Raw genomic sequence first — 11850 nt, 5'->3', positions numbered from 1 at the left:
GAGGCCGCCCCGGCGGGGATCCCGGCCTGGCTGGGCTGGCAACACTTCCTGAACATGTTCTTCATTGTGCTGATCATCCGCACCGGCCTGCAGGTCCGGACCGAACGCAAGCCCCCCGGGTACTGGACCGCCAAGAAGGGCTCGTTCTTCTCCCCGAAGGGCAACGCCCCGAAAAAGGTCTCCCTGTCGCAGTGGCTGCACCAAGTGCTGGACGTGCTCTGGGTGGCCAACGGGGTCGCCTTCGTCGTGCTGCTGTTCGCCACCGGGCACTGGATGCGGATCGTGCCCACGGACTGGGACATCGTCCCGAACATGCTCTCCGGGGCGATCCAGTACGCCTCCCTGGACTGGCCCACCGAGGACGGATGGGTGCACTACAACGCACTGCAGGTGGCAGCGTACTTCGCCACTGTGTTCATCGCCGCCCCGCTGGCGGTCTTATCCGGGCTGCGATTCTCCACCTGGTGGCCGGAGAAGGCCGAATGGCTCAACCGGATCTACCCGGTGGAGTGGGCCAGGGCGGTGCACTTCCCGGTGATGCTCTACTTCGTGGGGTTCACGATCGTGCACGTGTTCCTGGTGTTCTTCACCGGGGCCTTACGGAACCTGAACCACATGTACACCTCCCGGGACGTCGTGGACTGGTGGGGGCTGGCCGTCTTCCTGCTGTCTCTGGTGGCCATCGCGGCGGCCTGGTTCCTCACCAAACCGCTGTTCACTACCCCCATCGCCGCCCGGATGGGCAAGGTCACCAAATAACCCGGGCCGTGTCATCCTCTCCCGGTTCGCCCGTTCCAAACACGTCATCGAACTGGACGCCGTCGCAGCAACACGCTAGGACCACACTCCCAATGCCGGCTCCAGCGTACCGCCCCGGGAATCATGCCACCGGTTCGTTGGCGGCTGATTCCGGTTCACCCCGTTGTCGGGGCCTTGAAAAACTGTTGGTTCTTCAGTCGCTTCCCACTGGGGTGGACCGCGGACTGTAGCCTGTGAAAGTGCACAAAGACGGCCTATCAGCCACCACCCGTTCCGGGCGAGGATTCGCGCTGGTGCGCTTGGGGCCCGTCAGGCGCTGACCGCGCTGATCCCTGCGGCTCATGCGTGCGGGGCCGTGGCTCTCGGCGACGGTCGCAACGGGCCGCGATCGGGTTGCCGGACCCCTACGCCAGCCGCAGTCTGGGCCGGCTGGCCGGACACGATCTGAAAGTTGTTCAGCTCTCGGGTCGGGCCTTCGATAAATCCGTGCTGCAGATCGAACTGGCCGGAGTGCCGCGCGCGGTCACGCAGACCACCCGCGAGAAACTGCTGAACGCGGACGTGGGCCTGATCCGGCAGCTGGAAAACCGGGTGGCGTCCCTGCCCAAACTCGCCGCTGAAGTTGACCAGCGCCGGGCCGAGGCCCTGTTGCGGATCGGACAGGCGACCCGAACACTGGAGACCGGTTTCAAGCACCAGGACGCGCTGGAGACCGCCCGGCAGAACGCGGCCCGGATCAATGCCGAACTGGCCGAAATGCAGGCCCCGCAGCAGGCACAGCACAGCGCGGCAGAGACGGTGGATCCGGAGCTGGCCGAACTGCAGCGGCTGCAAGCGGCCAGCTTCCCAACCCGGGCCGGCGCTGCCACCGGAACACCGGGAGCGGGGGCGGCCGAAGCTGTTCCGGTGCCTTCGCCGCCTTCATGTGGGGTGCTGTTGTCTATCGTTGGAGCTCCGCCCGGCTGGGTGCTGCCGGTGCCGGATGGCTGGTGTGGGCTCCATGCTGGGGCGGGTTGGCGAAGACGGCGGTGGGGAAGCCTTGGGCGGCCAGAGCGGCGGCCTGCCGGGCTTCAAATGGGATGCTTTCCTGTTCGGTCCTGCCGGTGTTCAGTTTGCTTTGGGAGGGGTCCAGTCCGAGGACCTTGGACTCATGGCGTTGCTGGGCTTTGAGGATGAGATCGTCAACGTCCGGTGCCTGCAGGCAGCGCTGGATGGCGTCGTTGGTGGGGTGGCCGCCATCAGCACGTCGAGGGATTCGGCGGCGGTGAGGGCCTGGTAGTAGATCATGTAGTCCGGGCCGCTGATGTCGCGGCTGAGGTAGAGGGAAATGTCCGGGTAGTGGCCGTCGTTGAGGATGTCGATGGAGGCATCGGCGACGGCCTGGTCCTAGGCACGGCGGACGTTTTGGCGGACCTGCGGCGGTGTACGAGATGCACTCCCAAGCCGGCCGCGCACGGGAGGCCCAGCGCCTTCGTGCCGTGGTCACACAGCAGCTCGCACCCTTCACCGCGACCATGCCCAAACCCGTCCCGGTCGGCGCCGGGCACAGTCCATCAGTTGAAAGCCCGTCAGCCGGTGCCGGCGCCGGTGTAAGCGTCGGGCCCACAGCCGCCGACATCGGACGCCGGGGCATAGCCCCGGTCCGTCCCGGCTCCGTTGTCCCATCCACACCCGTTGTCCCGGCCACACCCGAAAAGGCCAGGACCGGCCGGCACCACGGCCCGGACACCAGCCTTGGCACCGGAGCGGTGCCGGAGCGCTAAGACCGGGGCCGCTAGGACCGCACGAGGAACCACTACGAGAGGTAAGTGCCGATCATGAGCGAATCAGACGGCATTGACGATGTAGTGGAAGGCGGTCTGCGGCAGTCCCTGATGACCGCCTCACGGCTGGCCGAAACCCTGGCCCGGATGCGGCAGGAATCGCTGCGCCGGCGCGAGCAACAGGACACCCGGACCGCACATGAGGCACAGGTACGGGAAGCAGCCGACCGGGCGGCTGTGCAGGGCGCCCTCGCCCCGGTGCAGAAGGAGAAGTGGTGGGAGCAGGCGCAGCCGGCAGACATCGCCCAGATGCATGCCCTGGCCGAGGGCTGGAAGGACCACGACCCCACCGCACTGGCCGCGGCCGAGCGGATCCGCACCGAGGTGAAGGCCCGCTGGGGCATCGATACCCACGACGTGGGGACGGACGCGGCATACTTGGAATCGGGCATCGAAACGATCAGCGCCGCGCAGGCCCGACGCGCCGCTGCCGCCGAGCACCAAAAGGGTATGGCACTGATCGCCGCGGCACAGGCCGAAGAACTCCGGGCCAGGGCCGACAAGCTTGCACCCGAGATGGAAAGGCACCAGGTACCCGTCGAGTACCTGAACAACCCCGCCCTGGCCCAGGCCCTGCAGACCGCCCACGACGCCAAAACGCCCGAGGCCATCGAAGCGGCCGACGCCACGGTGAAGGAACGCCTGTACCTGATCGGCAAGGACGGCATCAACGGTCCCACCGTCGAGATGCTGCGCGAAGAAACGACGGCCAGCTTCAACGGTGCCGGCGAAGAGCACTTCAAAGACGCCACGTTCGTGGAGGCGGCCAGGGAATGGCACGAAGCCAGGCTCCTGGCCGAGGGCGGCTTCACAGGCTCCCAGGAGCAGCCGCTGGAGCAGCGATACGAACGCCTTGAGGCGGAACTGTTCGCACGCATTGAAGCCATGGGACGGGAGCTGGAAAACTGCGTCACCGGCGACGACAACAGACGGCTCAACGATCAGGGCGAGAAGACCGAAAGCAGCGCCGCTGCAGAGTACGGCTCCGCCGAACACCGCGAAGCCTTCGCTGCCTCACTGGCCGGGACCGCCAGCGAGAACCAGGTCCAGGGACGCCTTGCCGCTGCACGCAGCGAGGGCACGCACCCCGGCACGGCGCTGACGCGAGGCAGAGGGGCAGCCAAGGCACGAAAGACCCGTGGTGGGACCGGTGTGGCAGCGGAACGGGTGAAAAGCGGACCCAGCCGCTGACGGCATGCGAGATGGAAATCCGCCCGCACTGGTACCGGGCAACAAAGCGTTAGCTGTCTCGACGAAGGACCGGCTCTGTGCCCGATGCACCGCGGAGGGGTAGGGGTCGTTGTTCTGCGGATGTTATTGCCGAAGGTAGTCGCGTAGGCCGGGAATGGCGAAGTCGACCTTGCCGTAGCCGGCTGATTCGATCAGTCCGGCCGCGATGAGTCTATTGCGGTACTTGGAGACCACGTTGGGTTTGGACTTGATGAGGTGTCCTATCTGGGCCGCTGTTGACGGGCCGTCCTGCTCGGCCATGGCGTGCAGGAACTGGCGGTCCTTGTCGGAGATGTCCGAGAGCGCGGACTCCACGACAACCAGGGTGTTCCGTCGCAGCGCTGCGGCGATGGCGGTCCGGACACTCTCCTGGTCCAGGGCCCGGTTGGCCTTGTCGGCCGCCATCCACAGGTAGTAGCCGACCAGCTGGATGAGGAAGGGGTAGCCTTCGGTGGCTGCTGCCGCCTCGCTGAGCAGCTCCGGGGCGACGTCGATGCCGCCTTCGCTGAAAAGGTCCCGGTAGGAGGCGGTGACTTCACCGATTGCTGCCTCATGAAGATTGATCCTGTCGGCCCGGCGCAGAAAGGTCGCCACGCCCTCGTTGAGGAGGTCGGAGACGGCCGAAGGCAGGCCGGCGAAGATCAGGCCGATGGGAAGCCCGTCACGGATGAAGTGCTGCACGTCCGCGGCCAGCTGGGAGATTTCGCTCCGGTCGACGGCGTGGATTTCGTCGATCGTGATGACCAGCCCGGTGCCCCTGCTGTCCAGGACCTGCAGCAGTTCCTCCCCGGTGCGCCGCCAGTCCGGAATGCGCTCCGGGGGCAGTTGGGTCGTGAGCCCGAATCCTGCCGCGGAGAAGGCCGTGATCTTGCGCGTCGGCGGCCCGCCGCCCAGCTCGTCGGAAAGCCGGAGCATGTCATCTCCGACCCTGGCCAAAAAACCCGGATTGGCCGTTCGGGAGATCACCGCCCAGCCGTGGTTTCTCGCGATCGCTTCTGCAGTGCTGAGCATGACGGTCTTGCCGATGCCCCTGGCGCCGGTGATGATGGTGAGCAGTCCGGGGGCGCCCGAGCCCTGCTGCAGGCCGTACTCGAATTCGTCCAGAAGCCCGGCCCGACCGACCAAATCCGGCGGGGTAGCTCCTGCGGTGGGTTTGAAGGGGTTCTGCAACACGGCTCCTCTCGGGTGAAAGTAGGTGAAACTGGTGAAAGTGGTGAAACTTGGGCCAGTCTATCACCAGCGTCCAACAGAAAGCCCGTCGGACCTCGTGGCAGCGGATCATCTGCGAGAGCAGAACGGCTGCACAATCCAAATACCCATGCTTCCCTGTGGGAGTCACAGGGTGGGGCGGGTCAAGGGACGGAGACCAGTCCGTTGAGCCATTGCGGGGCCAGGGACCGGAACCGGCGGGGCTCCAGGGCGGCGGCACCGGCCGGGATCGCACCGGCCAGCGGCGTGGACAGGCCGTGCAGGTATTGGACATTGCTGGTCTCGATCCCGTCAGGCTGCTGCGGCCAGGCTCCGATCACTACGCCGCTCACCGCCAGCCCGCGCCGGTCCAGCGCCTCCAGTGTGAGCAGGCAGTGATTGAGGGTTCCCAGGCCGCTGCGGGCGACAACGATGACGCCTACGGACAGGGCCGATGGCGGGTCGGACCGGGTGGCGGTCCCGCCGCTGAGGTCCGCCGCTAGGTCCGCCAGCGTGTGCCCGGCGGAGTCCAGTTCGACCAGCAAACCGCCGGCGCCCTCGATGAGGACGTGGTCGTTCGCAGCGGCCAGTTCCCCGACCCGTTCCAGATGTACGTCCAGGTCCGGCAGCCGGGTGTCCTCCAGTTCGGCGGCCGCCGCAGGGGCCATCGGCGCCCGCAGCCGGGCGCCGTCGGAAACCGCCGCCACCCCGGCTAGGCGCCGCACTTCGTCCGAGTCGCCGGGCTCGCCGTTCTCGAGGCCGGTCTGGACCGGCTTGTAGGCGGCCACCGTCCGGCTGCCCCACGCCGGCGAGCTGAGGGCGGCGGCCAGCGCCGCCGTCGTCATGGTCTTGCCCACCCCGGTGTCCGTACCGGTGACCACCATGATCCGGGGAAGCCCGGATGCCAGTGCGGCCGGGGAAGCGGGCATCAGGACCGCCCCGCCATGGCCGGCCGGAGCCCGGCGGCGGTTCCCGTTCCGGTTCCCTGGCGGGTGCTGGTGCCGGTGACGGTCACCGTCAGCGGCGTCTGGAAGGACAGCAGCCGGAGCCAGCCCGGCTCCGGACCGGTCAGGGCGATTTCCGGCAGCGCGCGGGCGGTCTCCGCCAGCACCAGGGCTGTCTCCAGTTCCGCCAGCCGGGCACCCAGGCAGCGGTGCAGGCCGTGGCCGAAGGCCAGCGAATACGCAGTGGGGCCGGCGCCGGCCGGATGGTGGCCGCTGAGTTCGAGCAGGATCTCCGCGCCGGCCGGCAGTTCCTGTCCGTCCAGCCGGGTGTCCCGGGCGGCCGCGCGACGCCAGGTGAACACGGAGGATTCCGTTGCCAGCACCTTCTGTACCATCGGTCCGGCTTTCGCGTCGCCGGCCGCCAGCCGCCGCCACAGCTCCGGCTCCTCCAGCGAGCGGTACAGCGTGGTGGCGATCAGCTGGGCGGTGGTTTCCTGCCCGGCGATCACCAGGAAGTATCCGAGCGAGCAGATCCGGGCGGCATCCACCCCCGCCCGGTGCAGCACCCCGAACAGCGAATCCGTATCCCGGCTGGCCTCAACTGCGGCGCGCAGCCAGCCGTAGAACTCGGCGGCGGCGGCGGCCAGTTCGGCCTGGCGCTGTTCGTCCGGCCAGCCCCAGAACAGCTCCAGGGAGTCGCGGCTCCACCGTTTCAGCTTGTCCAGGTCCGGGCAGTTGAGGCCGATCAGTTCCTGCATGATGACCGGCGGGATGTGCTTGGCCACCAGATCGGCCAGGTCTACTGGTGCGTGCGCCAGTCCGGCGGCGGCCGCGTCCGCCCGCCGGCGCGCCAGTTCGCGGATCCGCGGTCCCAGCGCGGCGACTTTGGCGGGGGTGAAGAAGCCGGCTACCAGCTTCCGCACGCTGCGGTGGGACTCTCCGGTAGCGGAGGCCAGCACCGGCGGCAGGGCGAAGCGCGCGCGGCTGAGGATCCGCAGCGCCGCCGGGCCCAGCGGCACGACGGCGGTCAGGGCGTTCGTGGGCACAAAGTCGTCCGTCCGGCGCAGGACCTCGCGGACCTGGTCCGGATCCTTGACTACGTGAAAATTCATGCCCGTACCGCCTGTTCTGCCTGGGTCGTTTGTTCTGCCGGGATTTCGTGTTCAGCACGTACCGGCTGTTCCGCCCGGACGGCATCGGCCACGAGCCCGGCGGCGCGCACCGTCTGTTCCGCCGCCAGGTCAGCCCGGGCCGTCAGCCGCAGCCGTGACATGCCGTCCGGCACGCTGGGCGGGCGGAAGCAGCCCACCAGCACTCCGTCCTGCTCCAGCTGCTCGGCGATTCGCACCGCCGGCCCGGGCCCACCGACCGGAACCGACTGGACCGCACCCGCGGCCCGGTCGAGCGCGTGGTCATAGAGATACAACTTAACACCTTGGGAAGGGTGTTCCTTTTTGGCCTAGAGTGCCATTAGTATGAGCCGGGTCACCATTAGCGGGCCAGCGGTCCAGCCGCCGACCTCGAGCTAAGGAGCCATCATGGCAAATTCAGCACAGCACGCCCCAGTCGCAGGGGACTCCGTCGTGGAAGCCGAAGCGCAGAAGAACTCTTCGGCGAACGCCGAGGAGCTTCTGGTGGAGGAGGTTTCGATCGACGGCATGTGCGGCGTCTACTAGTCAGGCGCCACTGTTGAACGCCAGGACAAGCACGTGAATCCTGCAAACAGCACAACCGACGGACCTGTTAGACGGGGCATCGTTCGATATGGACGCCCCGTGGGTGATCCATCCAAGCGTCGCAGTGCGGCCGGAACCTTTCGGGGCCCTGCTTGCCACGGATCCGCCGGGCCGCGGCCGTGCTGCTTGCGGCTGGGCCGCTGCGGGAAGGGGCGCGGATCCGCCTGGTGATCGACCCCCTGCGCTGGACAGGGATGTTCCGGACTGAGGAGCCGCCTACGGGTTGGGCGTTTGGACAGGGAGCTTCCGGCACCGTCACTTCAGGGCGGTGCTTCCCAAAGTCAGCCTCCGCCTGGTACGCAACCCCACCACCTCCGATGCACGAAAGCGGAAGAATCAGTGAAGAATGCCACGATCGTTGTAGGGGCAGGGGCTGCCGGCTGTGCCCTGGCCGCACGGCTGAGCGAAGACCCGGACCGTAATGTTCTGCTCATCGAGGCGGGACCGGATGCGATGACTACCGGGCAGTTCCCGGCGGATATCCGTGACGCCTCACGTCTGACCGGAGCCATGCCGGGCCACCCCCACAACTGGGGCTTCCTCGCACAGCTCTCACCGGGAATCGATTACACCGTGGCCCGGGGCCGTATCCTGGGCGGGTCCACGGCCATCAACGGCTCCTACCTTGTGCGGGCCCGCAGGAGCGACTGCGACCGCTGGGAAGCGGCCGGTAACAGCGCGTGGTCCTACGAGAATGTCCTGCCTTACTACATCCGGCTGGAGGACGACCTCCTCTATGGAGGCTCGGCAGGCCATGGGTCCGGCGGACCCGTGCCGGTCTACCGGGAGATCGAGAGTCCGTCCGAATTCACTCTCGCCTTCTATGCAGCGGCCAAGGAGCTGGGTTTCCAGGAGGATCCCGACAAGAACGATATGACAGTCGCGGAAGGCTACGGGCCGCTGCCGGTGAACTGTGTGGACGGGCTTCGCATCAACACCGGCATCGCCTATATCAACCCGATCCGGAACCGGCCCAACCTCAAGATCGTGTGCGGAACCGAAGTCTCCAGAATCCTGTTTGACGGGGATACCGCCGTCGCCGTCGAAGCCGTGGTGGACGGCCGGACCGAGACCATTCACGGTCAGGAAATCGTCCTTTGCGCCGGTGCCGTCAAGTCCGCGCATCTGCTCCTGCTTTCCGGAATAGGTCCCGCCGCCGAGCTGGCGGAAGCCGGAATACCGGTCCTGCACGATGCGCCCGGGGTCGGCAAGAACTTCAGCGACCACCCCGACATCTGCCTGATCTTTGAACCGAAGCGACGGCTCGACCCGCCCGAAACTGACCGGCTCTTCGAAGGGGTCCTGAACTTGACATCGGCCGGTGCCGCCACCCCCGGCGACCTTGAAATCCTGCCCATGCTGCGCCCGTTCAGCCGCGCCATGCACGCAGGAACCGGGCCGAACGATTCCGGCGACAACAACGTCTGCTTCATCGTGGCGTTACAGCAGCCCAGCTCGCGCGGTCAGATCACCATCAGGACGCCGGACCACGGGGACCACCCGGAGATTTCCTACGGGTATCTGGCCCATGACGCCGACAAGACACGGATGCGCGAGGCACTCCGTACCGCCGTCCGCCTACTGGAAACACAGGCCTTCAGCCCCATATTCGAACGTCTCGCGGACCTCAGTACCGACATCCTCAACGATGACGCCAGCCTCGACCGCTGGGCCTTCGACCACCTCGGGACCGCCATCCACATGTCCGGCACCGCCAGCATGGGTCCGCCCCAAGACCCCATGGCCGTCGTCGATCAGTACGGCCGTGTGCACGGCATCCGGAACCTCCGCGTCGCCGACACCTCGATCCTCCCCGACGCCCCAACCCGCGGCACCGCCGCAACGGCAATCATGATCGGCGAGAAGGTGGCCGATTTCATCCGTCACGGCGAGAGAATCTCGGAATCCTCCATTCAGCATTGACCCGGGGACGGCGCGGCCATGCGCCACGGCGGCAGGCCCTCGCAGGTGGACCTTCTGCGCAGGGCAGCCAGATTGCCCGCTGGCGGGAATCCTATTTCCAGGAGCAAGATTCACGTCGGTTCCTAAACCGTTCTGGAAAATAAAACCCGCAGTCGTTGTAGTCCCTTGGTGAATGTCCGTACTCATGCCAGGCCGGCCATCTGTTTGCATCCGTTTCGATAAGAGGTTCGATACGCTGTTGCTCCGGTTTTTCCACAGCGGGGGAGCGTGTTCGTTCTTGGTGCGGTTCACTGTCATCAAACGTCCCGTGGTGAGGAGTCGATAATAATGATTTCCTCAAGCTGTCCTGTTGCGATATTCCTGTGTTACAGGTCTGAGTCGCACATCAGGTGCGGTAGCTGTACCCCGTGCCGTGGCCACGGTGCACCATGAGGCCTTGGCTTGCGCGTGGTCGGAGCGGTGACGGGGTTCTCGGGTACGGGCTGGTCTTCGTCCGTAGGTTAGCGGACCAGGCTTCACCATCCGGGTTCCGCCAGGCCTAACCTCGATCGCTAGTTAGCGGCTGCTGTATTCAAATGGGCGGAGACTTGCTTCGCGGCAGTCTCAGAAGCGGAACGGCGCGCTGGGCAAAGCTCTAATCCACACGGGAAACCGGCCCCGAAACGGAGATCGCCATGGGAATCGGGGCATCAGGAACCACCATCGCGAAGCAGCGCACGCCGAATTCCTGTTCCTGCTCGTCAATGGAGTATCCGCGTTCCCGGATGCGCTTCAACTCCAGCATGAGGTCGGAGATGTTGCGACACTCCGTTCTGTGGGCGTGGGCATGCCGGCGCGCGTCACAATGCCGCGAACACTGTCGTACTCCAGTTGGGCGAGGATTGCCTTGCCCACGCCGGTGTCGGGTGTATGCACGCGGCGACCGACCTCGGTGAACATGCGCATGGAATGTGGCGAGGGGACTTGGCTGATGTAGACCGACCATGTCGGAGTCCAGTACCGCGACGTTGGCAGATTCCCCCAAGGTGTCCACCAGTGTCTTCAGGTACGGGCGAGTGAGAGCCGAGCTATTTATTTGCCCCTTCACCCAACCGGATCAGCCGCGGCACCAGGAGTACCGCCGGTTGGCGAGCTGCCGGACGTGGCCCAGGAAACCAGCGTGCGCAGCAGCCGGTGGATGGTGGGCAGGGGCAGTGCCGTGAACGAGGACATTGGGGGTTATTGGGAGAGGGCAGAAGTTTCGGTAAGGAACGTTAGTGAGACGTCTAAGAGCGCGGTGAAAGCAACACGTCCATGTGTGTTCATATGCTTCCACCCGTTGCACGCTCACGTAGACATGGAACTGCCACCGTCCTGTTGGGCGTGGGCAGTTTCATGGAGTACAGCGGTGCCGAGCAGTTGTCCGTGGAAGCATTTGGACCGTTTGCTGGCTCTCGGGGTTGGTCTTCACCCGGGCGGACCTGAGGACCTTAATCGCGCGGCGCCCGTCCAACGCCTTGGGGCCGAGGCCGACCGGCTCGATTGGCCTGGGCCAGCGAGGTAGGCGAGCCCGTGCAGGCCGGCGCCACGGCCACCCGAGAAGCCGGGAAGGACAGTTACGACGGCGGTGGCCTTGCCTTCGAGAGCTGGACGGAAATGTTGTCATGTATTTTCGTTCAGAATCATGGGCGTGCCGACATGTGGGATTTACGCTGTTCACCCTGATCTTGTGTGGTGAGAGCTCATTGGTCAAAGACTTAACCAAGGCTGTCACCCCGAACTTCGTTGCGGAGTAGTGGGCTAAGCCGGGCATTCCCATCAGTGCGGCGATTAAGCCGGTCATGACGATGGATCCGCCGCGCCCGCCGGCGATGATGCGCGGGATCGTGGCGTGAAGGGTGCGGTACGCGCCTGTCAGGTTGATGTCTATCATCTCTTCCCAAACCTCGTTCAGAAGTTCCCAGAACGTGGCCAGGGTGGTGATGCCGGCTTGGGGTAGAACGATGTCGATGCGCCCGAACTGTTCCATTGCGTGGGCGGCAAGGGTGTCGATGGCGGCCTGATCGCGCACGTCGCCTTGGGGGAGGAGTGCCTGGCCTCCCGCTGCCTTGATTAGGCGCTCCGTCTCCTGCAAGTCATCCAGTGTGGCTCCGGGATAGACAGCGGTATCAATTTTGCGGGCGATATCGATCTCCACGATATTTGCGCCCTCACGTGCGAAGGCTTCCGCGTGGGATCGGCCCTGTCCTCTCGCCACGCCGGTAATGA

11 protein-coding genes and 2 pseudogenes are annotated in these 11850 nt (G+C 66.0%); 6 read left to right on the top strand and 7 right to left on the bottom strand.

The window, feature by feature from the left end; translation table 11 throughout:
• On the top strand, positions 1 to 759 hold a 759-nt coding region (locus AC5RW2_RS35595; RefSeq protein ID WP_494075080.1), incomplete at its 5' end, for a cytochrome b/b6 domain-containing protein.
• A gap of 339 nt (positions 760 to 1098) precedes the next feature.
• On the opposite strand, the gene AC5RW2_RS35590 is transcribed toward AC5RW2_RS35595, so the two are convergent.
• Positions 1099 to 1593, bottom strand: a complete 495-nt coding sequence (locus tag AC5RW2_RS35590) for a hypothetical protein (RefSeq protein ID WP_494031223.1) — start codon at positions 1591 to 1593, stop codon at positions 1099 to 1101.
• Positions 1594 to 1759: 166 nt separating this feature from the next.
• Here AC5RW2_RS35590 and AC5RW2_RS35585 point away from each other — a divergent pair, with 166 nt between their 5' ends.
• The 3 genes and pseudogenes from AC5RW2_RS35585 to AC5RW2_RS35575 all read left to right on the top strand — a co-directional run bounded on the left by AC5RW2_RS35585 (position 1760) and on the right by AC5RW2_RS35575 (position 3773).
• A complete protein-coding gene (locus AC5RW2_RS35585) occupies positions 1760 to 2038 on the top strand; it encodes a hypothetical protein (protein ID WP_494031224.1) in 279 nt (92 codons plus the stop codon).
• A 139-nt stretch (positions 2039 to 2177) separates the two neighbouring features.
• Positions 2178 to 2522 (top strand): annotated as a pseudogene (locus AC5RW2_RS35580) (hypothetical protein); the annotation flags it as partial.
• Between the two features lie 54 nt (positions 2523 to 2576).
• Positions 2577 to 3773, top strand: a complete 1197-nt coding sequence (locus AC5RW2_RS35575) for a hypothetical protein (RefSeq protein WP_494002588.1) — start codon at positions 2577 to 2579, stop codon at positions 3771 to 3773.
• Between the two features lie 123 nt (positions 3774 to 3896).
• Here AC5RW2_RS35575 and AC5RW2_RS35570 read toward each other — a convergent pair whose 3' ends face one another.
• From AC5RW2_RS35570 to AC5RW2_RS35555, 4 genes are all read right to left on the bottom strand, one after another.
• Positions 3897 to 4985 carry a DUF8462 domain-containing protein gene (locus tag AC5RW2_RS35570; protein ID WP_494031225.1) on the bottom strand — a complete coding sequence of 363 codons (1089 nt, stop codon included), beginning with the start codon at positions 4983 to 4985 and terminating at the stop codon, positions 3897 to 3899.
• Between the two features lie 179 nt (positions 4986 to 5164).
• On the bottom strand, positions 5165 to 5929 hold the full coding sequence (gene bioD, locus AC5RW2_RS35565; RefSeq protein WP_494031226.1) for a dethiobiotin synthase: 765 nt from the start codon (positions 5927 to 5929) through the stop codon (positions 5165 to 5167).
• A complete protein-coding gene (locus tag AC5RW2_RS35560; RefSeq protein ID WP_494031227.1) occupies positions 5929 to 7056 on the bottom strand; it encodes a cytochrome P450 in 1128 nt (375 codons plus the stop codon). Before AC5RW2_RS35560 ends, bioD begins: the two co-directional genes overlap by 1 nt.
• Positions 7053 to 7370, bottom strand: a complete 318-nt coding sequence (locus tag AC5RW2_RS35555; RefSeq protein WP_494031228.1) for a hypothetical protein — start codon at positions 7368 to 7370, stop codon at positions 7053 to 7055. The genes AC5RW2_RS35560 and AC5RW2_RS35555 overlap by 4 nt, the downstream gene beginning before the upstream one ends.
• Before the next feature lie 112 nt (positions 7371 to 7482).
• Here AC5RW2_RS35555 and mftA point away from each other — a divergent pair, with 112 nt between their 5' ends.
• Together mftA and mftG are read left to right on the top strand one after the other, a co-directional pair.
• Positions 7483 to 7620 (top strand): mycofactocin precursor MftA, encoded by a 138-nt coding sequence (gene mftA / locus AC5RW2_RS35550; RefSeq protein WP_494031229.1) that lies wholly within the window; start codon positions 7483 to 7485, stop codon positions 7618 to 7620.
• A gap of 399 nt (positions 7621 to 8019) precedes the next feature.
• Entirely contained in the window at positions 8020 to 9603 is a 1584-nt protein-coding gene (gene mftG / locus AC5RW2_RS35545) for a mycofactocin dehydrogenase MftG (protein ID WP_494031230.1), read from the top strand.
• 634 nt (positions 9604 to 10237) lie between these two features.
• Here mftG and AC5RW2_RS35540 read toward each other — a convergent pair.
• Together AC5RW2_RS35540 and AC5RW2_RS35535 are read right to left on the bottom strand one after the other, a co-directional pair.
• Positions 10238 to 10542 (bottom strand): annotated as a pseudogene (locus tag AC5RW2_RS35540) (IclR family transcriptional regulator domain-containing protein).
• A gap of 433 nt (positions 10543 to 10975) precedes the next feature.
• Positions 10976 to 11848 (bottom strand): SDR family NAD(P)-dependent oxidoreductase, encoded by an 873-nt coding sequence (locus AC5RW2_RS35535; RefSeq protein WP_494031257.1) that lies wholly within the window; start codon positions 11846 to 11848, stop codon positions 10976 to 10978.
• Positions 11849 to 11850 lie beyond the last annotated feature (2 nt).

This window comes from Arthrobacter sp. B0316-1-20, from assembly GCF_059091865.1.
This window is presented reverse-complemented; position numbering and strand designations above follow the sequence as displayed.